Source organism: Rhizobium sp. RU36D (genome assembly GCF_900176345.1).
Lineage (GTDB): Bacteria > Pseudomonadota > Alphaproteobacteria > Rhizobiales > Rhizobiaceae > Allorhizobium.
Genome location: NZ_FWXU01000034.1, coordinates 19,712 through 40,571, shown reverse-complemented (window position 1 = coordinate 40,571; position 20,860 = coordinate 19,712). Strand labels below are relative to the sequence as shown.

Annotated in this window: 28 protein-coding genes; 18 read left to right on the top strand and 10 right to left on the bottom strand. The window is 59.6% G+C overall.

The genetic code is table 11. From position 1 onward, the window contains the following. Positions 1 to 57: 57 nt before the first annotated feature. The 10 genes from B9A97_RS26830 to B9A97_RS26780 form a co-directional block, all read right to left on the bottom strand. Entirely contained in the window at positions 58 to 570 is a 513-nt protein-coding gene (locus B9A97_RS26830) for a hypothetical protein (protein WP_084368901.1), read from the bottom strand. Between the two features lie 112 nt (positions 571 to 682). Beyond that, on the bottom strand, positions 683 to 1,498 hold the full coding sequence (locus tag B9A97_RS26825; RefSeq protein WP_084368900.1) for a DUF6551 family protein: 816 nt from the start codon (positions 1,496 to 1,498) through the stop codon (positions 683 to 685). After that, positions 1,495 to 1,731 carry a hypothetical protein gene (locus tag B9A97_RS26820; RefSeq protein WP_084368899.1) on the bottom strand — a complete coding sequence of 79 codons (237 nt, stop codon included), beginning with the start codon at positions 1,729 to 1,731 and terminating at the stop codon, positions 1,495 to 1,497. Before B9A97_RS26820 ends, B9A97_RS26825 begins: the two co-directional genes overlap by 4 nt. Further along, the gene (locus B9A97_RS26815; RefSeq protein ID WP_084368898.1) at positions 1,728 to 1,931 is read right to left on the bottom strand and encodes a hypothetical protein; all 204 of its coding nucleotides are present in this window, start codon (positions 1,929 to 1,931) and stop codon (positions 1,728 to 1,730) included. Before B9A97_RS26815 ends, B9A97_RS26820 begins: the two co-directional genes overlap by 4 nt. Next, entirely contained in the window at positions 1,928 to 2,830 is a 903-nt protein-coding gene (locus B9A97_RS26810; RefSeq protein WP_084368897.1) for a DUF5131 family protein, read from the bottom strand. Before B9A97_RS26810 ends, B9A97_RS26815 begins: the two co-directional genes overlap by 4 nt. After that, on the bottom strand, positions 2,823 to 3,101 hold the full coding sequence (locus B9A97_RS26805) for a hypothetical protein (protein WP_084368896.1): 279 nt from the start codon (positions 3,099 to 3,101) through the stop codon (positions 2,823 to 2,825). The genes B9A97_RS26810 and B9A97_RS26805 overlap by 8 nt, the downstream gene beginning before the upstream one ends. After that, positions 3,098 to 3,892, bottom strand: a complete 795-nt coding sequence (locus B9A97_RS26800; protein WP_084368895.1) for a hypothetical protein — start codon at positions 3,890 to 3,892, stop codon at positions 3,098 to 3,100. Before B9A97_RS26800 ends, B9A97_RS26805 begins: the two co-directional genes overlap by 4 nt. After that, positions 3,889 to 4,263: a helix-turn-helix domain-containing protein gene (locus B9A97_RS26795; protein WP_084368894.1), complete on the bottom strand. Its 375-nt coding sequence runs from the start codon at positions 4,261 to 4,263 to the stop codon at positions 3,889 to 3,891. The genes B9A97_RS26800 and B9A97_RS26795 overlap by 4 nt, the downstream gene beginning before the upstream one ends. A 96-nt stretch (positions 4,264 to 4,359) precedes the next feature. Further along, positions 4,360 to 4,542, bottom strand: coding sequence for a hypothetical protein (locus B9A97_RS26790; RefSeq protein ID WP_084368893.1), 183 nt, complete (start codon positions 4,540 to 4,542; stop codon positions 4,360 to 4,362). A 451-nt stretch (positions 4,543 to 4,993) separates the two neighbouring features. Further along, positions 4,994 to 5,710, bottom strand: a complete 717-nt coding sequence (locus B9A97_RS26780; RefSeq protein WP_084368891.1) for a LexA family transcriptional regulator — start codon at positions 5,708 to 5,710, stop codon at positions 4,994 to 4,996. Here B9A97_RS26780 and B9A97_RS26775 point away from each other — a divergent pair. The 18 genes from B9A97_RS26775 (at position 5,709) to B9A97_RS26695 (ending at position 20,778) form a co-directional block, all read left to right on the top strand. Beyond that, a complete protein-coding gene (locus B9A97_RS26775) occupies positions 5,709 to 6,050 on the top strand; it encodes a hypothetical protein (protein ID WP_244564372.1) in 342 nt (113 codons plus the stop codon). The genes B9A97_RS26780 and B9A97_RS26775 overlap by 2 nt on opposite strands. Before the next feature lie 264 nt (positions 6,051 to 6,314). Continuing rightward, on the top strand, positions 6,315 to 6,803 hold the full coding sequence (locus B9A97_RS26770) for a hypothetical protein (protein WP_084368890.1): 489 nt from the start codon (positions 6,315 to 6,317) through the stop codon (positions 6,801 to 6,803). A gap of 9 nt (positions 6,804 to 6,812) precedes the next feature. Further along, a complete protein-coding gene (locus tag B9A97_RS26765; protein WP_084368889.1) occupies positions 6,813 to 7,004 on the top strand; it encodes a hypothetical protein in 192 nt (63 codons plus the stop codon). After that, positions 7,004 to 7,174 (top strand): DUF6525 family protein, encoded by a 171-nt coding sequence (locus B9A97_RS29970; RefSeq protein WP_179145412.1) that lies wholly within the window; start codon positions 7,004 to 7,006, stop codon positions 7,172 to 7,174. The genes B9A97_RS26765 and B9A97_RS29970 overlap by 1 nt, the downstream gene beginning before the upstream one ends. Positions 7,175 to 7,407: 233 nt before the next feature. After that, a complete protein-coding gene (locus tag B9A97_RS26760) occupies positions 7,408 to 8,112 on the top strand; it encodes a hypothetical protein (protein WP_179145411.1) in 705 nt (234 codons plus the stop codon). Positions 8,113 to 8,138: 26 nt separating this feature from the next. Next, a complete protein-coding gene (locus tag B9A97_RS26755) occupies positions 8,139 to 9,458 on the top strand; it encodes an MT-A70 family methyltransferase (protein ID WP_244564371.1) in 1,320 nt (439 codons plus the stop codon). Continuing rightward, positions 9,455 to 10,012 (top strand): Rieske 2Fe-2S domain-containing protein, encoded by a 558-nt coding sequence (locus B9A97_RS26750; protein ID WP_084368886.1) that lies wholly within the window; start codon positions 9,455 to 9,457, stop codon positions 10,010 to 10,012. The genes B9A97_RS26755 and B9A97_RS26750 overlap by 4 nt, the downstream gene beginning before the upstream one ends. 76 nt (positions 10,013 to 10,088) lie before the next feature. After that, entirely contained in the window at positions 10,089 to 10,622 is a 534-nt protein-coding gene (locus B9A97_RS26745; RefSeq protein WP_084368885.1) for a hypothetical protein, read from the top strand. Beyond that, positions 10,619 to 11,323, top strand: a complete 705-nt coding sequence (locus B9A97_RS30270; protein WP_084368884.1) for a DUF4031 domain-containing protein — start codon at positions 10,619 to 10,621, stop codon at positions 11,321 to 11,323. Before B9A97_RS26745 ends, B9A97_RS30270 begins: the two co-directional genes overlap by 4 nt. Before the next feature lie 7 nt (positions 11,324 to 11,330). Continuing rightward, on the top strand, positions 11,331 to 12,509 hold the full coding sequence (locus B9A97_RS26735) for a helix-turn-helix domain-containing protein (protein WP_084368883.1): 1,179 nt from the start codon (positions 11,331 to 11,333) through the stop codon (positions 12,507 to 12,509). After that, on the top strand, positions 12,502 to 13,167 hold the full coding sequence (locus B9A97_RS26730) for a transcription termination/antitermination protein NusG (RefSeq protein ID WP_084368882.1): 666 nt from the start codon (positions 12,502 to 12,504) through the stop codon (positions 13,165 to 13,167). The genes B9A97_RS26735 and B9A97_RS26730 overlap by 8 nt, the downstream gene beginning before the upstream one ends. A 218-nt stretch (positions 13,168 to 13,385) precedes the next feature. Next, positions 13,386 to 13,973, top strand: coding sequence for a hypothetical protein (locus B9A97_RS26725; RefSeq protein WP_084368881.1), 588 nt, complete (start codon positions 13,386 to 13,388; stop codon positions 13,971 to 13,973). Positions 13,974 to 14,154: 181 nt separating this feature from the next. Next, on the top strand, positions 14,155 to 14,811 hold the full coding sequence (locus B9A97_RS26720; RefSeq protein WP_084368880.1) for a hypothetical protein: 657 nt from the start codon (positions 14,155 to 14,157) through the stop codon (positions 14,809 to 14,811). Then, the gene (locus tag B9A97_RS26715) at positions 14,808 to 16,799 is read left to right on the top strand and encodes a phage terminase large subunit family protein (protein WP_084368879.1); all 1,992 of its coding nucleotides are present in this window, start codon (positions 14,808 to 14,810) and stop codon (positions 16,797 to 16,799) included. The genes B9A97_RS26720 and B9A97_RS26715 overlap by 4 nt, the downstream gene beginning before the upstream one ends. Continuing rightward, the gene (locus B9A97_RS26710) at positions 16,796 to 18,418 is read left to right on the top strand and encodes a phage portal protein (protein WP_084368878.1); all 1,623 of its coding nucleotides are present in this window, start codon (positions 16,796 to 16,798) and stop codon (positions 18,416 to 18,418) included. Before B9A97_RS26715 ends, B9A97_RS26710 begins: the two co-directional genes overlap by 4 nt. Next, the gene (locus B9A97_RS26705) at positions 18,415 to 18,672 is read left to right on the top strand and encodes a hypothetical protein (RefSeq protein WP_084368877.1); all 258 of its coding nucleotides are present in this window, start codon (positions 18,415 to 18,417) and stop codon (positions 18,670 to 18,672) included. The genes B9A97_RS26710 and B9A97_RS26705 overlap by 4 nt, the downstream gene beginning before the upstream one ends. Before the next feature lie 10 nt (positions 18,673 to 18,682). Next, entirely contained in the window at positions 18,683 to 20,020 is a 1,338-nt protein-coding gene (locus B9A97_RS26700) for a S49 family peptidase (protein WP_084368876.1), read from the top strand. 50 nt (positions 20,021 to 20,070) lie between these two features. After that, positions 20,071 to 20,778 (top strand): head decoration protein, encoded by a 708-nt coding sequence (locus B9A97_RS26695; protein WP_179145410.1) that lies wholly within the window; start codon positions 20,071 to 20,073, stop codon positions 20,776 to 20,778. Positions 20,779 to 20,860 lie beyond the last annotated feature (82 nt).

Here is a 20,860-nt window from a genome sequence, read left to right as displayed (position 1 = left end):
CCAGCCGATGCCAAGCCATAGTCGCCGCCTCGATGCCGGAGCAGACGGAGCCGTAGATCATTCGGACGGCCCCACATTCGATGAGGGTGTGGGGGGTGGGACTGAGGCGTTTCCGATCCGGCAGAGAGCCTGCACGATCTCATGGCAAAGAGACTGGGTGATCGGCTGCCCGAGAAACGGCCGTATGGCATCCAATATCTCAGCTTCGATAGGTGAGGGCATGAGTGTATTCGGCGAAGTCTCATCATCGGCATCGCCAAGAAAATGCTTCCTGAAGAAGCGGTCCAGTTCATTGAATTTCTCACGGGCTCGGTCCCGGTCGCCATACGAGATCTCGCGTCTAAGAACGTCGATCATAGTCGCCACCAAACGGGTCACCTTCGACATGTCCGGTTGCAAGGGTGATGGGGTACGGCTCAGCAGGATGCGCAGCTCGCCGGCGGCGCGAATGGTCTTGTCGGAAATCAGGCCGCCATTGCCGCCCTGGCCGCTGCTCCCGTTGACGTCGAATTCGACGCTTTCAATAAGGCGCGTCACGGCCTCGCGGAATTGTGTTGATGGTTCGGTCACTGGATAACTCCCAGGATATAGAGGAGGCCGATTGTCGGAAGAGCAGTAAACCAGGCGATGCCCGTGATGACGGCGGCGAAAAGGAGGAGAGAGGCGAAGCCCTGGGAAGGTGTCATTTCTTCGCTCCCACTTGGATCATGCTGGAAGTCAGGCCGCGGTTGTAGACCTCGACCAGGGCTTTTGCGACGGCGAGCGGCGCATCGCCTCCACCCATCTTGCGCAGCATCTCGGCATCCGATGTCAGGATCTTGCGATCCTTGCCCTTCAGCTTCAGCGCCATGCGCTCCCGATCCATCGTGCCCTTGTTGTTGCGGTAAAGCCGGGCCAGCGCCTGGATCATGACGCCGTTCAGGGCGTGCACGTCCTTCGGCCATGCCTCCCGCAAGGTCTTGCAGGCCTGGGTTACGGCGTCGTCGCCATAGAGGCGCAAGCTGCGCTCGATCGCTGCTATCGACGATGTACGGTTGGCGGCCGGCGACTTGCTGCCTGGTGGTACAACCTCGCAACCAGCCTCCTCGAGCACGGCGCAGATGCGCATCATCTCGTCATTGCCGGCCTCGATGCCTGCCCAGTATTTTTCTACCGTGGTGATGGCCGATCGGTTGATGTTGACACCAAGGAAGTGCTGGGCCTCCTCGTAAGCTGCGTTCAAGGTGACGATCGTCGCCGGCACTTGGTCGATCGCGGGATGCTTGCGCGCGGCCTCGAAGCGGTGCTGGCCGTCATAAACGGTGTAGGTACCGTCCTCCTGGCGCACCAGCATCAGTGCGCCGAACTGTGCCCAGTTGAAGTCCCTCAGGATCTGGGCAACGCGCTTCTCCTTCAGGGGGCGCTGATAGCTGTCATCGACGCGGATTTGCCGGAGCGGGACGAAATCCAGTTCCGGCAGATCGCCGATGGTCATGTTGATGGCGGGCTTCGCGATCATGTCTGAGGCTCCGGAGCTGCGAGGTGATTGATGGCGCTGACGACCAGCATGGCGATGATGTCGACCTGGTCATCTTCGCGCTTGCCGTTCGAGTCGATGGTGATGATGTCGTGGCCGTCGTCATCCAGGATGACGCCGGTATCCTGTTCGGACATGCGCAAGGGCAGCTTGACCTGCGCTGCGGCAAGGGCCGCGACGATGGCGGCGGGAGTGGCGGGGCTGATTGTCGTCATACGAGCCGCCTTTCCACGCTCTTGCTGCAATCGGGGCAGCGGTGGCGCCACTGGCCCTCCTGCTTGAACTTCTTCCATTCCTCCGACGTGATGTCGGCAATCAGAACGTCGAAATCCTCGACCTTATAGGTGCGGCGGTAGGTGGCGGGGCAGCTGTCGCAGGTGACCTGCATCCTGCCTTCATGGCGGACGATGCTCATGCCGGCACCTGTGGAAACGCGTCGTGGGTGACGCCATCGAGCATGCGGCCGCTGAGTTTCTTGCCGACCCTGTAGACGTCGGGTTCGTCCATCCACCCATCTTCCGGATCGCTCATGTCAGTCGATCCAATGTCCCACTCACCGTCGAAGAAATGGGCCGATGGTCTGCGACCGCGAACTGTGTGCGGCACGTTCTCTCCAGGCGTCCATTCGCCCCATTGCTTCAGATGGAAAGGAACGCCGACCTGAGCGCAGGCATCACGCAGATCGCGCAACCAATCCGGATGCGTAGGGCGTGCCTTGTGTTCGCCTTGGTCTGTCTCGCCACCTGCGATGACCCAGTCGGGAAAGCTGTCGAACTGCGATAGGTCAATCGGGCCAAGCAGTGGTTCGCAAGAGAGGAATGTGAAGAGAGAGTTGACGCGGTCGTGGGCGCTCAACAGAGCCGGCAAGTTCTTATCGGCCCGCGGCTGGTCCTCGCATGTCGTGCCGAGCGCCGCGTTGACCGGCAGGCCGCCAGCTTCCATCGACAGCCTAACGATGTTCTGCGGTCGCTTGGTTAACAGCAGGTAGACCAACCGCGGCGTATTTCGCATCACCTCAAAGGCGTCAGTGCGCCATTGAGTCGGCACCTGGTTGTCGAAGATGTCGGCGAGACTTGCGCAGAACACGAAAGGACGGTCGCCATCGACCACGGCCTGCTTGTTCCAGCGGTGCGGGTCATTCCAGGTCTTCGCACCGGTGCGGGCGCGGGGAAAGTTGCCCCATCGGACCTTGGCGTAGCGCTTATCCATGAGTGCTTCGGCGTAACATCCGTCGCATGCCGGGCTTACTTTGGTGCAGCCCATCCATGGGTTCCAAGTGTGCCGGGTCCAAGAAATCGCGGAGTTCTCAGCCATTGCTCTTCTCCAGAAAACTGAGGGCAGGGAGAGAGATCGGGCCTGTCGGTCCCGCCTTAATCACCTTGCGAGTGTCGCTCGGGCGTGCGCGGTGAATGTCGAGCGCGACCTTGATGCCGATCGCAGAGAAGCGGTCGCGCACCGACTGTTGACGCACGCCGTAGTGCTCGGCGATTTCGCGGCGGCTGAAGCCTGCAGCGGCCAGGCGGGCGAGACCGAGATCGTCGGGCAGCTTCGCGTTGTTGGGTGGGGTCCGGTGACAAGGGTTCATGTGCTCGCCTCGGCCGTGAAGTGCGCCGGGATCGGAGATGGCTCCGCCTCTGCCGATCCTACCCAGACGCCAAGGACTTCCGGATGTCCCGATATCTGCAGGATGACCGGGTTTTGTCCTGAAGGGTGGGTCTTCGTGGTGTGTGACATGATCGCAGGCGGGGTATCGGCGGTAGATCGAAGCATCTCCAGAAGCGGTGCAAACAGCGCGGGTATGTGCGGATCGAAGCGCGTCGTCGCCTTCGCGGCATCCGGCAACTCAAGCGTGGATTTCAGGAAGGCGCGCCAATCCAGCGGCCTGCCCTTCGTCATCCGGAAATCCAGGCCCCGGTTATGCTCGCTAACGCTTGCCGTACGGGCGTAGAAGCACGGCTGGAATTCGTTCTCTTCCTCTGCCCACACGGGGTGGCGCATGGCAGGGATGATGTGGATCCCGGCCGTGTAGACATAGACGCGGCCCGGCTGCATCCAGTCGGGCGGGTCCGGACGATAGCTCTGTCCGCAATAGTCCATCAGCGGTCCAACGGCGGGCTTGGCGGCTTCGAATGCAGCGTCCGGAATGTCGAGCGTGCATGGAACTGATATCGAGGCGTCGCTATCGTGGATCACCACCATGGCATGGCCGGTGATGGCGACAACATAGGCGCCGCCTGAACTGCAGGGCTCCAGAACAATGATGCCATCCAGGAACTGCAGGAGATGGACGAGGCGGGCGTGGTCGACGAAGGTGCGCAACGGCCAGAGATAGCGGGCGTGAAACCAGCCCAGATAGAATTCCCGATCGCTGCTCATTGGGCGACTCCGGCTGTTGGTGAGACGGATGACGCGGTGGACGGCCGGCGGCTGGCAAGGCTGGCGATATGGGCGAGCCTCGCATCCGCCTCCTTCTTTTCCGCAAGCAGCGTGTCCAGCGACAGGCGCTGCGGCATGTCCTCGGCCTCGCCGATGATATCCATGGGGTGGCAGGCGAGTGCCTTGCTGATGAGGATAAGCGTCGAGATGGAGATCCGGTTCGTGCCCTTCTCGTATTTCTGCACCTGCTGGAAGGTGACGCCGATTTCGGCGCCCAGCTTTTCCTGGCTGACGTTGCGTGCCTTGCGGATGGCGCATAGGCGCGCGCCTGCTGCCCGGTCGATCGGACCGGTTAATTCTTTGCGGGTCATGGGAGGTTACCTTTCATCCGGTTGGGATGCCGGCTCCCTTCGCCGGGCGGGGCAAGTGGTAAGGGAGCCGGGCACCAAAGCGGATCGTAGGTGGGGTCAGGCAGCGATCGCCTCGGTCTCGCGAATGCGGGCGGCGGCCAGTGGGGCGCAGGTATTGACCTGTTCCTGGCTGAAGCCGGCGCGGATGAGATCGGTATCGGTCATGGCGCCACGCTCAAGGTAGAGGTTGACCATGGCGTTGACGATTTCGGTCTGTGCTTTCTTGTCGGACTTGTGCATGTGAGCGCTCCTTCGCCTCGGTGAAATTACCGATTGCGAAACACATACCGGTAATAAAACCGATATGCAAGATGCGGTCGGTAAATTAACCGAATTCGCATCTGCGCAACTTTTTTGGTTCTGCCGCCGAATCACTCTGGACTCTTTGCCGCCTTATGGTTTTAAAAAGTGAGAACGTATCAGGAACATACAGGAGGGTATTATGTTTTGCAGCGCTCCCGTCAATCATCCCGAATCGCGGAGGCTGGTCGTCGAGCTCACCAGCGTCTATGTGGCCTGCGACGATTGTGGGAGGTCTAGTGTCCTGCGCATGCCTGAAATAATGATGGCATCTCGCAAAGGGGTTCAGACATATCAAGAGCTTTGTCAGCGTTTCCGCTGCGCCGAATGCCCACCACTGGCGCCGGCTTTCAGGAATTTGACGATCCGGCCCACCTGGCTCGATGATTCGTCATATGGTCGCGTGAAAGACGATCTTGTGAACTGAGAACACGCGATCGGTGGGAAATATCAGTTCTTTCTCCTCGCCTTCTTCAGGATTGTGCTGGAGAAGGCGCGTTACTTTGGATGACTGCGAGACAAACTGCTTTATGTAGCTTTGTCGTTCGTTCTCAACGTCCGTAAGTATTTGCACCACAACATCATCGCCTTGTCGCACCGGTTCGTGTGGGTTGATCCAAACTGTTTCCCCTGCGACGTAACGTGGGACCATCGATGTTCCGAACACGCGAACGCCATATGCACCGGCGACACCCTCCAACATTGGCGGTGTGAACAGCCTGCCTACTTCAGCTCCGTTAAGGACGAACATTCCGTTCGGGCCGGTCGCTGCTTGACCTAGTAGCGGGACCGATGACGTTCGGTCAAAGGATTGGTAGCGAGGTGGGAAGCTTGCGTTGGCTGATGGTATGCGGCCTATCGTCGAAGAGCTTTCAAACCCACTAGATTTGTCGCCGTGGAGTAGCCACTCAACAGAAACCTGCAGAACCGGCGCCAGTTTTTCCAGAGACTTTGTAGACATGCTTGCTGACAGCTCCCCCGCGTCGTGTCGACGTCGAAGGTTTCGGATCGCATCTATTCCCAAAGTAGCCTTTGCAGCAGCGGCGCTCTCGGTCATGCCGAGTGCATCGAGGCGTTCCTTAATTCTCGTATAAAGCGTTGTTTCCATGTCGGTATTTTTACCAGATTGCAGAAACTTTGATATCGGTAATAAAACCGTTGCCAAATTCGGTTTTTTAACCGATATTCCGCGCATGTTTAAGATTGCTGACTTGTTGCTCATCTCAGAAGCCTACGGACGCGCCTGCGGCGTGGAGGAAAAGACCGTGAGCGGTCGGGTTTTTGGAGACAGCAAGAAGTTGGCCGCTCTGCGGGGTGGCGCCGACCTGACAACTGCCCGCTTCAATGATGCGATTCGCTGGTTCTCACTCAATTGGCCAGAAAATGCGACTTGGCCGGAGGGTGGGATTGATAGGCCATCCTCGAACCAACACGAGGCTGCCGCATGAGAGGCGGTCAAAATAATACCTTCCGGCCTGGCGCGACATCCTCCTCGCTGCCTGCCGTGCGCCGAGGCGAGCGGTCTCAGATACTGCGTAGGCGGACCCGCCTCGGCGCTGACTTTTCGTTGCTTGCATCAACAATGACATGTGGGCCGCCCCCGACTTGGTAACGGCTTGATTCTTCTCACTTCCTGAACATTCCCGCTACGGGAATCCCCACGCCGAATTCCCGGCGCGGGAACGTGTGTTTTTTTGTCTGGAGGAAATCAGATGGATGCATTTCTTTATCGTATGAAGGCGGCTCAGCGTGACCTGATCGAACGCTGCGGCGGCATTGCCCGTGCCGAATCTATCACCGGATTCAGCAAGAGCCATGTGGGACGCTGGAATAACCCCAACGATCCCGACCTGATGCCCGTCGGTGCCGTCCGTGCGCTGGAGGCGGACTGTGGCCAGCCGTTGATCACGTCCGTTATGGCAGAGGCCAACGGTCGGCGCCTGACTGATCCTGATCTTGAGCGCCAGGCCGATGTTTCAATCATGACGACGCATGCCGAGACGATGCTTCAGGCGGCCGAACTGGCGCGGACCATGGCAGTGGTGATTTCGGACGGGCATGTATCGCCCTCGGAAGCGACAACCGTTGACCGGGTCGCGGCATCTCTGGAAACCGCATTATCGGACCTTCGCGCCAGCCTGGCCCAGATCAAGGCCCGTGGTGGCGGCGATGCCAGCCTGCGTATCGTTTCCGAGCGCTGAGGATGCCCAATGGCAGAGCCTGCAATCGCCGCGTCCTGGACGACCGGGGAGGAAGAAGCGGACGATCTGATCCGCACCTCCAAGGCGGCGCGGGTCCGCGTCCTGATCGGCGACGGTCTTTCTCTCTCGGAAATCGCGCGGCGCACGGGTCTCAGCGAGGCGGAAGTGCGCGAGCTGATGGATGTGGGGAGGGCGGCTTGATGGAGCTGTTCGACAGCCTGCCCGCCGAGGTGCGCCGCGCGATTGCGGCCGCCTCCTTTCCCTTTCATCCCCGGATTGCCCTGCGGTTTCTGAAGCGCGGGTTTGGCGCCACGCGCGTGGCGCGGCTGATTGCGGTGATCGACCGCCGCCTTGCAAAGAGGATCATCTGATGAAGTCCCGTTCCCATCGCATTTCCAAGAACAACCCGCTCAAAGATGTATCGCCGGCGATAACAGCTGGTGCTGGCGGCGCTGCACCGCCTGATGATTTCGCTCAGTGGTTACGGCGTGGCGAGCGAGAGGTTTTCACCGTCACGGTCGACATGACGCCTGTTCTGGCCGAGCGGATTCTTGCCACGAATGCCGACAACCGGCCGCTACGGATCGAGGGCGCCAAGCGATCCGTGCGGGCCTATGCCGATGCGATGCGGCGAGGCGAGTGGCTGCTGAACGGCGAGGCCATTATCATCTCCCGATCCGGTGCATTGAACGATGGGCAGCATCGCCTGAATGCGGTCATCCGCAGCGGCACGACCGTGCCAATGATGCTGGCTTTCGGCCTTGATCGCGACAGCCGTCACACCGTCGATCAAGGCGCCGCCCGGACGCCGGGGAATATTCTCTCCATGTATGGCGAGAAGAATGCCAATTCGCTGGCCACTGCCATTTCCTTCGTGTGGCTGTATGAGGGCAATCGCGTTGCAGGGAGTTATCCTTCTCCGGAAGAAATGATGGACGTGCTCGATGCGAACCCTGCCATTCGCGAAGCCCTGAATTCCACTGACAAGCTTTCCCGGCAATTCCAGCTTTCCAAGGGCTATATCGCCGGGGCAGCGCATATATGTGCCCGTTCGAAACAAACGATGCTTGACAGTTTCGTGCATTCTCTGACCACGGGCATCGGCATAGATTCAGATCGTGACCCTGTTTTCGTGTTGCGAAAACGGTTCATGGGCCATCTTGCTCAGACACGGCGCGGAACGCGTATGAGTGCCCTGGAGCAGGCGGCGGTCTTCATCAAGGCATTCAACGCATTTCGTTCTGGGCGCAGCTCTGGTGTTTTGCGTTGGCCACATTTCGAAGGCGAGCTTTTCCCGAGGCTCGACTGATGGGGCGCCGGCGGGAGATAGAATCGGTGGAGGTTGCCGCGATCCAGATCGGCAAGCGTCTGCGCTATTTCGATCAGGCGAAGGTCGATGCCATCAAGGCTTCGATCCGAGAGATCGGGCTGAAAACGCCGATAACCCTGCGCGTGGTTCCCGCTGGCGAAGATGGGACCGATCATTTGGCGCTGGTGGCCGGCATGCACCGCCTGGAAGCCATGCGGCAGCTGGGCGAGGAATGGATACCGGCCTTCGTTGTCGAGGGCGATGCGCTGGACGCCGAGCTTTGGGAGATCGATGAAAACCTTTGCCGTGCGGAACTGACAGTCGCAGACAGGGCGTTGTTCACGGCGCGGCGGAAAGAGCTTTATCTTGAAAAATATCCGGATACGGCACTAGGGCAAAATCAGCATACGAGGGTTCGTAAAGTTTACGAACCCTCGATCTGTCAGCCGAAGCGTTTCACGGCCGCAACTGCTGAGGCGACCGGCAGATCGGAAAGCCTCGTCCAGAAGGACGTTTCGCGAGGCGAAAGCATCTCCGAAATGGCCTTGCATCGCCTACGCGGCACGCGCCTCGACAGTGGGGTTTTCCTTGATCGCCTGAAGCAGGTCGACCCGGATAAGCAGATCCTCTATGTCGAGGCTGCGCTTGCCGAAGAAAAACAGAAGGCCGCCGACACCAAGGAAAACCGCCGCAAGCTCTCCGAAGTCCGTCATGCTGTGCGGCTGACCCATATGAGCTTTGTCCAGGCGAACGGCAGTGCGAAGGCCGGACAGGTCGCTCATAAATACCCGATCATCTATGCCGATCCGCCATGGCAATTTGGCGTAAGGTCTGAGGTCACGGGCCGCGACAAGAGCGCCGAGAACCACTATCCGACCATGCCGACAGGTGCAATCTGCGATCTCTTTCCGGAGATCGGCGCGCCTGCCAAAGCAGATTGCGTTTTGTTTCTTTGGGCTACGAACCCGATGTTGCCGGATGGATTGCGCGTAATGGAGGCTTGGGGCTTCACCTATGTGCATCACTGGATATGGGACAAGGAAGTTGCTGGAACCGGATACTGGGGGCGCGACCGGCATGAGCTGCTGCTGATCGGCAAGCGAGGCAGTCCAGTCGCGCCACTTCCTGGAACTCAGCCGCAAACCGTGCATCGCGAGGCGAAGGGGCAGCACAGTGCCAAGCCGCAATTTTTCGCGGAAACGATTGAGCATCTATTTCCCGGTGTGCCTAAGCTCGAATTGTTCAATCGCCGCGAAAGCCTTGTCGAAGGCGATGTCAGGCTGAACGGAAAATGGGATTTCTGGGGCTTCGAGGCGGCCGGGACTGACGGCGAGGTGGCGGCGTGAAGCGGCTGGACGAACTGACCTCGCCGGTCGAAATCGGCAAGTATTACCTGGTGCCGACGGTGCGGGCCGAATGGTCCTGCATGGTGCGCGACTGGCCGGTGATCGGGCCAAAGCACAATGACCGCCACTGCCTCGGTTTCGATCACGATCACTATCATATCGATCCGCGCTTCGTGCCGGAGTTTTCCTGCTATGGCCAGTTCTGGCGGTTGGTAGGCGGTTCGCCGATCATGAGCAGGGGTGGCCTCAATCCCCATGGCTTGCCGACACCCGTGTGGCGGCGACGCATGTGCAAGCGGCTCGCCAATCCCGAACTTGGTGTTTTCTACGAACTGGCGAGCCGCTCTCCGCAATGGCATTGCCATTTCCGCGAATGGACCGGGAGACGGGCGCGACGTTCCGGTCAAGGCTGGATGTGCCCGCATCGCAATGTCTCGCTGGTGGATCAGGCACCGGTCGATGGCGTGATCACCTGCCCGCTGCATCTCTTGCGGATAGATGCCGCGACCGGCGTTGTTCTGCCGCCTCCTGTAATTCACGAGGTGGTGGAATGACCATCCATTCCCGTGATCTCTTTGACGGTATGCCGGTCCCGGATATTCACCCTCTGGCAAAGGCCAGGGGGTCGATATGAGCGCTCCCGATCGCGAACAGGAACGGCGGCGCCTGCGGCAGTTGCGGCAGTATCGGGAAGCCTTGGCCGGTTTCACCTGGGAGGTGGAGGCCGATTCCAGCGGAACGCATCTCATGGCCTGGCGCAAGAGCGGCGACCTCGATCGCGTCGCCACCATCCATCCTTGCGCATCACCCGATGAAATTGAGGTGCTGTGCCGTGCGCTGGAAACGCTTGGCTTCGCGCTCGACCTGATCGACCGGGCGGCGGCGCGGATCCGTGAGCTGGCCCCGAAACCGCAACCCGCTGAAAAGCCCAAGCGGGACAATCTCGGCTTCACTGCGAAATCGCTCTGCGAGCAACCGCTGTTCCGGCGCTTCCTGGAGACGCGGGGCGATGGCTCTGTGCCCGATGCAGATGCCGCCGACGCCAGGCTGAAAGAACTTCTCAAGATCAAAAGCAAAGGCGAGATCGACCGCGATCCCGCGGTGAAGGCGGCGTTTCAGCAGCTGCGCAACGATTTCTGGCTTTGGAAGCGAGGTGACACATGAGTGTCTATGTGGACGATATGAAAGCCCGATTTGGCAACATGCTGATGTGCCACATGTGGGCCGACAGCGATGCCGAATTGCTCTCCATGGCCGACCGTATCGGCGTGCAGCGCAAATGGATACAGGGTCATCCCGATTTGAGCTTCGGGCCTCACCGACAGGCGAGGTGGGTGCATTTTGACATCGCGCTTTCCAAGCGCAAGCTCGCCATCCGCAATGGCGCAATCGAGACGGATCGATACGGCCCGATTGAGCACACCTCCCGGTTGGCGCTTTCGGCGGCGGTGGCGAACGGCGACCAGGTACGGGCCGATCATGCACGGGCGAAGCTTTCCAACATCGAGAAACTGAGGGGCGCGCGAAGGGGCGCAAAAGCCATGGCCCATCTGCTGCCGATCATCGACGAGCTCGCCGACTGCCTCGACGATGCCAAACGCGCCGAATGGCTGCTCACCGTTCCTGATGGCGTGATCCTGCGCGATGCGAGCGTGCTTCGCGCCATCCTGCAGGAATGTGGATTCGTCCAGGGCGTGCGGTTTGTGGACGTGCGTTTTGCCGCTCTCAACGCCACGCGCTCTGCCTATGGGACGCTGCGGCCTGAAGACCGGCATCTGCTGATGCTGGAACGTACCGTGATGCGGGCGATTGCAGCCAGTGGCTGGGAGCGGCCACAGCCGGGATCGCCGCGACGTGAGGGATAGGCAGGCAATGGCAGGGCAGGACCATGCGCCAAGGACATCCCTGGTGTGGCGTTGGCGGCATGCGGTGGCGAACTCCGATCTGCCGGCCACGACACGGCATGTGCTGGCGATGCTGGGCAACAAGATGGACCGCAATGGCGGCTCCTGCTTTCCCACGATCGATGACCTGTGCGCGCTGACGGGTCGGACAAAGAAGACCGTGCGCACGCATCTCAAGATTGCAAGCGACCGTGGCTGGCTTGAAGTCCGCCACGGATTTTTCAGCGGCCAGAAATGGCGTCGACAGGACTATCGGGCACGCTGGCCCGATGAACCGGCGACCGATTCAGGCCTTGGCGACACCCCGGCGGATGATATCCGCGAAGACGAAGAGGTGAGGCAAATGGCTGCTCAAGGTGGGGGAATTGACGCCCCGAAGGTGGGGGAACAGCTACCCCAGGATAATAACTCTCCCATTAACTCTCCAGATAGCGCAGGCGCGCGAGCCGATGGGAACGAACGGCGCAAGATCGAAGCCGCCTTCCTTCGCTGGCTGCCGAGTTGGCCCGGCTATGCCGACTACAGCGCTCACAAGGCGCGCCGGGAATGGTTTCGCCTGAAGCCGGCCGAACGCGAGGCCTGCATTGCCCTGACGCCGGGATGGTTGCAGTGGAGCCAGGGAAAGAACCGGGTGCGCAGCCCGGCCGAATACTTGCGCACCAGGCCGTGGGAAAAGCTGCCCGCCGATAACCGCGTGCATGCCGCCTATTGCGGCAAGCTCTGGATGGCCCATCGGCTTTCGCTGCTGCTGAAGCCCGCCGTGGAGAATTTCGTGGTGACGACCTTCGATCGCCGGCAGATCGACGACGGCAAGATCACTGTGGAAGCGCTGATGCGTGCCAAGCGGATGGCCTCGGGCTGGCCGGAAGCCAATGCGATGATCGACACGTTCCGATCGCGCCGGAAGCTGTTCATCAGCCCGGTATTGGCCCCGATCGCGGCGGCCTTTCGTCAGGCAGAGCGGGGTGGGGCGGTGTTTCTCGCATGGAAGCGGCTACATGCCCGCCGTGGCTGGCCCTTCATCGAACAGCCTTCGGACTGGGTGTTCTTCCCGGCAATCGACGACGTGACGGGCGATCTGGACGCGCAAGTGGAGGCGGCGCTTGCCGCTTTCGAACAGAAAATCAGTGAGGTGCAGAATGGGTAATCTGAAGCGTCGCCGCGCGTTTGAGGCGCTCTCGCCTGAGGAAACACAGGCCTTGGCCGAACGTCGCAAGGCCCGCGAAGGCCGCGTGCTGAAACTGGCGCGCGCGCAGCTCCATGCGGCATCACGCGAGAAGGTCGAGGCCAAGCCTGATTCGGCGCGGTGGTACTGCCTGCAGGTGGCATCGGGGCACGATTTTACAGTGGAAAAGCTGCTTTCGGATTGCGGCGTGGAAGTGCTGGCGCCTCGGGAAAAGGTGACGCTGGTACGTCGTGGCCGGAAAATCGCTTCCGAGCGGGCTTACTTTTCCGGATATCTGCTCACGAAGATTGTTCCTTCACCTGAGGCTTTCGAGGGATTGCGCAGGCAGAAGAATGTCTTTGGATTTGTGTCCGGCGCTCACGGCTATCTGGTTGTGAACAGCGAGGAAGTGCAGAAATTTCAGCGGCTAAGACCAGGTGCCGTATCCCGAATGCCGACCGACAAGACGATCTGCGAGGGCTCTCAAGCCGTGATCGCGTACGGTCCGTTCGCTGAGCTGGTGTGCACCGTTTTGGCGGTCAAATGGAGCCGCGAAGGACGTGTGAGGGTACGTATCGTCTATGACGGCAACCCGTTTGAAATCGCCGATATGCCTCTTGCCTTTCTGAAAAAGCTATGAGAGCTATTCGTCAACGGCCACTGCGAATTTGTACCCGCACCCTCCGATCCCGGCGAAAGCCGCGAGAACCGGCTTCAGTGAGAGCCAAGGGAGTAGGTCATTCGGAACCCAGCCTTGACGGTCCAATGAGGACTTCGATTCAAGGTCAGTGCGACAGCTATGCGAAGACGACAGGCGGCCGGTTTGGTCGCCTTTTTCTTTTCTGACAGGTAGGTGCCATGGCGATCCTCATTGCGAGATGGGCTGATGGCAATCTCAAGAAGTACGGCAAGCGCATCGAATTGCTGCATAAGCAGTTTCCGAAGGTGCTGCCCCGCATCGTCAACCAGGTGGGCAACCGCGCCAAAACGCAGGTTATTCGCAATCTGACGAAGCAAACCGGCCTTCCACGCGAGACAATCGTCAAGGCGGTGGGCAATCCGACGGTCGCCAGGCCGGGCAAGCTTTCCTACGAGATGGTGACGCGCGGTGGAAACATCCGCCTGAAGTATCTCGCCGCACGGGAAACCGAGGCGGGCGTGGTGGCAAAGCCTTTCGGCAAGACGACGCTCTATCCCGGTGCATTCATGCGGGCAGGTTGGTGGCCAAATCGGGTCGAAGTGGAAGATTGGAACGGTCATGCCATGGTGCGCGTAGGCCGGCATGCCAGCGTTAAGGGTGGAAGTCGGCATTTCACGTTTGCTCGATCCGGGGTCGTGATCCCTGTCGAGATGACGAGTGGCCAGACCAAAGCAGCATTTGAACGCATTGCCGGTCCGCTGCTTCGCGAACGTGTCGATGCGGCCTTGGCCAAACTGGTCCCCTGACCGGATGCAGGGCGAGGCGGCCACCTGTGGCAGACCCGCCACACCCCCCCCACTTAGGGACCGTATCCGGAAAAAGCCGCCACACGGGCAAGCGCGACTGCCGAATATCCGCAGTTTGACCCTAAAACTGAAGCCTAAAGGTTCTCAAAGTCGCTAAAAGATTAAAGGTCGAGTTTGAGCAATGCCACTGGTTTCGAAAGGAGAGTTTGCGGCTGCCATCAATGTTTCGCCTGGTCGGGTTTCGCAATTCATAAAGGCCGGACAGATTAGTGCGGCTGCAATCGTGGGGCACGGGCAGCGAGCGAAGATAGATCTTGAACTTGCGAAAGCTGATCTTCGTCTCTGCCTCGATGTCTCGCAGCGTTTCGGCAATGGGCTCGACACTCGCCTTGATCCGGATGCACCCGTCACAGCAGAACGCTTGCCGTTTGATCGGCCACCGCCTCTTGCCTCGACGCTGCCTTCCGAGCCACTGCCTCCCAACATCGACTTGCGCCTTAAGCAGGCAAAGCTCGAGCAGGCGGAACGTGCAAACCGCAACGCTGCGATCGAGGACGCGAAGGAGCGCGGACGTCTCATGGAGACGTCCGAGGCGTCAAGAGCCATGGGGCGCGTGGCAACATCGATGCTTGAGATCTTCGAGGGTGGTCTGAACGATATGGCCACCGCGATCTCTGCAGCCTTCCAGCTTCCTGAGCGCGACGTGAAGCATCTGATGCGGCAGCAGTTCCGCAAGGTGCGTGAGAGCGCCAGCAAACAGATGCGCCTTAAGGCCGTGGCGCTTCCGGATTTGGTCGAAAGCGAAATAGCCACCGAACTGGAGGTTGAAAGCTCATGACGACGATGGCGATCCATACGGCGAACGCGGAACGCATCGCCTATGACGTCGTCGCCAATGTCATCGAGCCGCCTACTGCTGTCGACTATCTAAGCTGGGCCGAAGAGAACATCGTGTTCTCAAAGTTGGAAAGTCCGGACTATCCCGGCCCCTACAATCGAAGCCTCTTTCGCTACTTCGACGAACTGCTGCGCGCGTTGTCGCCTGACGACCTGTGCCGCATCGTATCGCTCATGAAGTCGGCGCAGATCGGCGGCACGGTCATCGCCAACATCTTTACCGGCGGCTCAATGGACATGGACCCTTCCTGGTTCCTCTATGTCCATCCCACGGAAAACAATGCGGAACGCTGGAGCAAGATGAAGCTTGCTCCGATGCTTCGCAACACGACGGCACTCGCGAACATCTTCCTGGGCAAGAACCGCGACGGCGTCGTCTCGAACAAGAGCCGCGACGGGTCAGACTCGCTTCTCTACAAGGAGCGCATCGACGGCCTTGGCGCCATTCAGATTTCCGGCGCCAACTCACCGGCGTCTCTATCGCAAGTTACCATGAAGAGGCAGGTCCAAGATGACTTGTCGAAATGGGAAACGAACAAGGGCGGCGACCCGGAATCGCAGGCAGACAGCAGAAGCCGCGGGGTCGAGGAAGCGAAGATCTTCAAGATATCGACGCCACTGGTCATGCCGGGCTGTCGGATCACCAAGAACTTCGAAGACGGTAGTCAGGAGTACCCTTATGTCCCGTGCCCCCACGAAGGGTGCGGGCACTATCAGGTTCTCGAATGGGAGAACATGCTTGCAAATCTGGATGAGGCCCATCCGGAAAACGCGCATTTCACCTGTATCGAATGTGGTGCTGAGATCAGGCAGTATCATCGGCAGCAGATGGTCGATGCTTTGCAGTGGCGGGCTCACAATCCCAGCCAGATGCGCTTTCATCGCTCGTTCTACATCTGGTCGGCTTATTCGACGCTGCAGAGTTGGGAGCGAATCGCTCGCGAATGGCTTGCGGCAAAGGGTGATCCTGCCTCCGAGCAAACCTTCCTGAACGATACCGTCGGCCGGGCCTATGTAACAGCCGGTGAGGCGCCGCCCTGGGAGACCTTGCGCGATCGTGGTGCTGGCTCTGATCGTGATCTCGGCAAGATACCGATTGGGGGGCTGGTCCTCACGCTAGGCATCGACTGCCAAGGAGACAGGGTCGAGTGGCAGGCGGTAGCCTGGGGCACTGAGTTTCGGCGCTGGGTTGTCGATTACGGCATTATCCCAGGCCACATATCCGAAAAGGCATGTCAGGAGCGGCTTGACGCATTGCTTGGACAAACCTGGTCAAATACCTGCGGTCATCGCATCGCTCCGGACCTCGCCGCGATCGATGGTAATGCCTACACCGAAGAGGTTTGGGAGTGGGCTCGACGACACCCAGCCAGCAAGTTGATCATGGTCCGCGGCGCCAAGAGCGAGAATGCGCCGCTGCTGCAGCGGGTGAAGAAAGAGCGCAACCACAAGACCGGCATGGTGTTGAAGTATTCCAAGCGGTTTTACAACTTCAACTCTTCGATCCTGAAGATGGCGCTTTATCGAAACGTTGGCAAAACCGATCCTCTGGAACGTGGTTATGTTGGCTTTCCCCGTGGCCTAGAAGACGAATACTACCGTCAGCTGACGGCTGAACGGCGGGTTCCCAAGAAGCGAAAATCGAACGATGGCTTCGTCGAGTATCATTGGGAAAAGGACGCAAATCAGGCGAACGAAGGCCTCGACACGATGAACCAGGCCGAGGCTGCGGCGATCAAGTTCGGCGTTCGTAGCCTGCCTGAAGCCATCTGGCAGCGCCTGGAACTTGAGCGGGAAACGCCCGCGCAAGATGCGCAGCTTGATTTTGAAGACGGCCTTTTCTCGGCCGTCTCCAGCACGCCAAGCCCTCCCCCTGTATCGAAGCCAATGAGCCTCGACGATCTCGCGAAAGAGTGGAATAGGCGATGAGAACTTCCGTACCGTCGATCGTGCCGGCATCCATTAGGGCGCCGGCACGACCTGAAGCGTCAAGCAGCTATCTGCGCGACACCAGGTCAGCCGTGATCTCGACCCGCCCAGCGCCTCTGTCGGATAGCCGGGACGAGATCCGGAAGTCCTGGCGCCGGGTGGCAGGCCTGGCGCAGGACATGGTTCGGAACTCCGGGCGTTTGTCCGGAGCATTGAATCAGATCGTTTCCGATACCATCGGTACCGAGCTGCAACTCAATCCCACGCCGGACCCCGTCACGCTTCGTCGGCTCGGCTATAACGATGCCGAGATCCGCGACCTTATCAGCCTGATAAAGAGCGAGTGGAAGTTCTACTCCTGGAATCCGCGAGAGTCGCATTTGCGGGGCAAATTCATCGTTCAGCAGCAGTTCGAGATCGGATTGCGCGACCAGATGGTGTTCGGCGAGGCGGTTGGGATCAATGACTGGATGGATGCGCCAACGCGCGCGCACTATGGCGTAACGACGGGTACAAAATCTTGCATCCTCTCGCCGACCAGGCTGGTGCAGGACACAGTCGAAACAGAACGGATGATCCAGGGTGTCCTGCATGACAAGAACTGGCGTCCTGTAGCCTACCGATTTCGTGCCGAGGACAGTCTGTCGTTCTCGACGCATGATTGGCCCGCCTACGACCAAGCGGGAAACGTCAAGACTTTTCATGTGTTCGAGCCGACTGGTTCCCGCGACGTGCGTGGCATCTCACCGCTTGCGGCCGCGATCCGCAAGAACATCCAGCACGAGATGCTGGAGGATGCGACCTTGCAGATGGCGGTATTGCAGACTGCGATCGGTATCAGTCTCACCAGCGAAGCGCCCAGCCAAGACGCATTTGAGGCATTGAATGCCTTACGCGAAAGCGGCGATTCCAAGATTACCGAGCAGCTCGCTGATCAGTTCGTCGGCCTATACGCTGCACAGATCAAGAAGGCTCGGGAATCCAAGCTCTATTTCGGAAGCGATCCGAACATCAACCACCTGGCGCCGGGGGAAAAACTAGACGTCAAGGGCAGCGTGACGCCTGGTCCCCAATATGATCCGTTCAACATGAGCCTATCTCGCGACATGGCGAGGGCGATTGGCGTCACTTATGAAAGCTTCACACTCGATAATCGCAATTCGACTTATGCAAGCTCGCGCGTGGGTATTTCATCCATCTGGCCGATCGTATTGCGTCGACGTGAACGGGGTGTCGCTCCAATCGGAGACGCCATGTATGGGCCATGGCTGGATGAGGCGATATTTTTCGGGCGCATCCCTTTCAAAGGTGGGTATGCGGCATTTCGTGCCAATCGGGATCGCCTTTTGTGGGCGCAATGGCGCGGCCCTGCCAAGCCATCCGCCGACGACAAGAAAAGCGCCGATGCCTCCGGCAAACGCCTCGAGAACTACAACAGTTCGGTCGAGATTGAAGCGGCGGAACTCGGTCACGATGCCGATGAACTGATGCTACGTCAGGAGATGGAGCATAACTGGTACATCTCCCGTGGCATGCGTTCGCCATATGATCGAGCAGGATCGGCGCCAAGCCCACCGTCTCCCGAAAAAGACGACGAAGAAAAGGAGACGGACGAATGACGACGGTCATGATCGATGGGGTTGAAATCAATATTCACGACAACTGCGCCATCCTCGATGCATTGCTGAAAGCGCGCTTCACTCTCGCCACCGGCGGGACAGTCGCAAGGACGCGGTTCGGTGAAGATGAAGTTCAGTTCGCCGAGATTAATCCTGCCCGCCTCGACGATCTTATCATCAAGTATGAGGGCCTTTGCGACCGCAGCAAAGGAAAACGCCGCCGGCACGCCATGAGCGTAGGCTGGGCACGCTAAGGAACCAGCTATGTCAGTTCTGTTGCATATTGCCGACCGAGCGTTGAACCGGCCGCTTCTGATCACGCCTGAAAAGGCCCAGGTCATCATGTCGGTACTGGCCGCGCGCATCGGACTTAACGGGCCGGAGGCCAGTCGCTTCGAGGGCGATAACATCGAGCGTGATGAGCAAGGGAACATAGTACGCACAATAAATCGCTGGGGAGAGAGTGTCGCCAAGACGAAGCCGTACAATGTCAAGGACGGCGTCGGGATCATCACCATCACTGGATCTCTGGTGAATCGAGGTGCCTGGGTGGGCGCTAATTCTGGTCTTACCTCATACGAGGGCATAAGCCACCAGATCAAGACTGCGGCGGCGGACGATGCAGTCCATTCGGTCATTCTCGATTTGCACTCCCCAGGCGGTGAGGCAACGGGTGCCTTTGAGGTGGCGGCGCTAACCCGTTCGTTGTCTGCCAAGAAGCGAACAGTAGCTATCGTCAACGGCCAGTCCTGTTCGGCCTGCTACGCAATCGCCTGCGGAAGCAGCGAAATCATCACCACAGAGACCGGCGTGTCAGGCTCGATTGGCGTCGTGATGCTACACGCGGACTATTCGAAAATGCTTGCAAAAGAAGGTGTCACGCCCACCCTAATCTTTGCTGGCGCGCACAAGGTTGACGCCAACCCGTTCGAACCTCTTCCGGCGGATGTTCGAGACCAGCTGCAGAGTGAGGTTACTGCCTTTTACGAACAGTTCCTCATAACCGTCGCTAAGGGGCGAGGTAGCCGACTCGGCGTCGAAGCTGCCCGTGCGACTGAAGCGAAAACGTTTATCGGGCAGGCGGCCGTCAATGCCGGCATCGCCGATCGCTTGGGCACATTTGAAGATGTGCTTGCTGAATTGATCAAGCCCGCTGCGAGGGGCAACCAACTTGTAACCAAGAGGAAGACTGCAATGGAAAATTCTGGCACGCCTGCCGCCGACGGTGGCGGCATCTCGAAAGCTGAACACGATGCGGCGGTCAAGGCGGCGACCGATACCGGCCGCGCTGAAGGCGCGAAGCTGGCAACCGATCGGCTTTGCGCCGCCCTCAGCGCCGAAGGCATCAAGGGGGATTCTGCCCGCATGTCGGCCGCCCTTGATCTTGCGGTGAAGTCTCCCTCGATGAGCGGCGAAGACGTCGCAGCTTTCGTTGCCGGGAATGTCGCGTCGGCCCAGCCCTCGCAGGCCGCACCTGCCAGCTATGAAGCCTCTCGCATGGCCGGGGCCGGCCTTGCCGCTCCTGGCGCTGAAAAGCCCACAAAATCTGGCCTTTCTGCACGTATCGACGCTCAGATCGCCAGCATCAAGAAGGGCGCGTAACTCACGCCCCTTGTTCCCCGTCTGCAACCAACCTTTGAGAGGACATGGCGATGAGCCACCTTCCCTATATGAAGATCGCAGCCACGGCCGGCATGTCGTCGCTGCTCAAGAAAGAAATCGATCCCGAATTTTGCCGCGCCACAGCCACGTTGCTGGCTGGCGACGGCTCGCCCCGCGAACTCAAGATGGGCGAATTCGTCGGAAAGCTGAAGGATGGTGGGGCCACGACGGTTACTGTCACGACCGGAACCAATGCCGGAAACGGTGTTCTAACGCTTGGCGCGCCGTCCTATACCGCCGCAGTAAAGCCCGGCCGCTACACCGTTACCTATCTCGTTGAAAAAGCGAACGGCGGTGAGTTCGAGGTCGAAGGTCCGAACGGCGCGATCGTCGGCGCTGGCAAGACCGGAACGCTGTTCGGCAAGCAGGTACGATTCACAATCGCCGACGGTGCCACCGACTTTGCTGTTGGAGACCAGTTTTTCATCGATGTCGGAATCGCGCCCGGCGTAAACGACGGCAAGGTGGTCGCCTGGGATCCAGCCGGAACCGACGGTCGGCAGATCATTCACGGCATCTGCCTGAAAACATGCGTAGCCGCTGATGGTGAGGATGCGCCGGGCGCTGTGCTGTATTCGCGCCGCCTTTCAATCATCAACGCAACGGCAATCGTCTGGCCGGATGGCATCACCGCTGACGCTGCAGCGCGCGCGCTGGTCGACATCGAAGAACGCCTTGGGCTCATCGCCCGCACCTGATCCCTGACACCACCCATCGCCGGCATGACTCCGCGCTCGTGAGGCGCGGAAATGCCTAGGCTTGACTTATCAAAGGACCATC

Bases quoted from the DNA above. Each gene is read 5' to 3' on its own strand.
- B9A97_RS26825 (WP_084368900.1), bottom strand. From the start codon at position 1,498: ATGATCGCGAAGCCCGCCATCAACATGACCATCGGCGATCTGCCGGAA.
- B9A97_RS26820 (WP_084368899.1), bottom strand. From the start codon at position 1,731: ATGACGACAATCAGCCCCGCCACTCCCGCCGCCATCGTCGCGGCCCTT.
- B9A97_RS26815 (WP_084368898.1), bottom strand. From the start codon at position 1,931: ATGAGCATCGTCCGCCATGAAGGCAGGATGCAGGTCACCTGCGACAGC.
- B9A97_RS26810 (WP_084368897.1), bottom strand. From the start codon at position 2,830: ATGGCTGAGAACTCCGCGATTTCTTGGACCCGGCACACTTGGAACCCA.
- B9A97_RS26805 (WP_084368896.1), bottom strand. From the start codon at position 3,101: ATGAACCCTTGTCACCGGACCCCACCCAACAACGCGAAGCTGCCCGAC.
- B9A97_RS26800 (WP_084368895.1), bottom strand. From the start codon at position 3,892: ATGAGCAGCGATCGGGAATTCTATCTGGGCTGGTTTCACGCCCGCTAT.
- B9A97_RS26795 (WP_084368894.1), bottom strand. From the start codon at position 4,263: ATGACCCGCAAAGAATTAACCGGTCCGATCGACCGGGCAGCAGGCGCG.
- B9A97_RS26790 (WP_084368893.1), bottom strand. From the start codon at position 4,542: ATGCACAAGTCCGACAAGAAAGCACAGACCGAAATCGTCAACGCCATG.
- B9A97_RS26775 (WP_244564372.1), top strand. From the start codon at position 5,709: ATGTCGGTATTTTTACCAGATTGCAGAAACTTTGATATCGGTAATAAA.
- B9A97_RS26780 (WP_084368891.1), bottom strand. From the start codon at position 5,710: ATGGAAACAACGCTTTATACGAGAATTAAGGAACGCCTCGATGCACTC.
- B9A97_RS26770 (WP_084368890.1), top strand. From the start codon at position 6,315: ATGGATGCATTTCTTTATCGTATGAAGGCGGCTCAGCGTGACCTGATC.
- B9A97_RS26765 (WP_084368889.1), top strand. From the start codon at position 6,813: ATGGCAGAGCCTGCAATCGCCGCGTCCTGGACGACCGGGGAGGAAGAA.
- B9A97_RS29970 (WP_179145412.1), top strand. From the start codon at position 7,004: ATGGAGCTGTTCGACAGCCTGCCCGCCGAGGTGCGCCGCGCGATTGCG.
- B9A97_RS26745 (WP_084368885.1), top strand. From the start codon at position 10,089: ATGAGCGCTCCCGATCGCGAACAGGAACGGCGGCGCCTGCGGCAGTTG.
- B9A97_RS30270 (WP_084368884.1), top strand. From the start codon at position 10,619: ATGAGTGTCTATGTGGACGATATGAAAGCCCGATTTGGCAACATGCTG.
- B9A97_RS26735 (WP_084368883.1), top strand. From the start codon at position 11,331: ATGGCAGGGCAGGACCATGCGCCAAGGACATCCCTGGTGTGGCGTTGG.
- B9A97_RS26730 (WP_084368882.1), top strand. From the start codon at position 12,502: ATGGGTAATCTGAAGCGTCGCCGCGCGTTTGAGGCGCTCTCGCCTGAG.
- B9A97_RS26725 (WP_084368881.1), top strand. From the start codon at position 13,386: ATGGCGATCCTCATTGCGAGATGGGCTGATGGCAATCTCAAGAAGTAC.
- B9A97_RS26720 (WP_084368880.1), top strand. From the start codon at position 14,155: ATGCCACTGGTTTCGAAAGGAGAGTTTGCGGCTGCCATCAATGTTTCG.
- B9A97_RS26715 (WP_084368879.1), top strand. From the start codon at position 14,808: ATGACGACGATGGCGATCCATACGGCGAACGCGGAACGCATCGCCTAT.
- B9A97_RS26710 (WP_084368878.1), top strand. From the start codon at position 16,796: ATGAGAACTTCCGTACCGTCGATCGTGCCGGCATCCATTAGGGCGCCG.
- B9A97_RS26705 (WP_084368877.1), top strand. From the start codon at position 18,415: ATGACGACGGTCATGATCGATGGGGTTGAAATCAATATTCACGACAAC.
- B9A97_RS26700 (WP_084368876.1), top strand. From the start codon at position 18,683: ATGTCAGTTCTGTTGCATATTGCCGACCGAGCGTTGAACCGGCCGCTT.
- B9A97_RS26695 (WP_179145410.1), top strand. From the start codon at position 20,071: ATGAGCCACCTTCCCTATATGAAGATCGCAGCCACGGCCGGCATGTCG.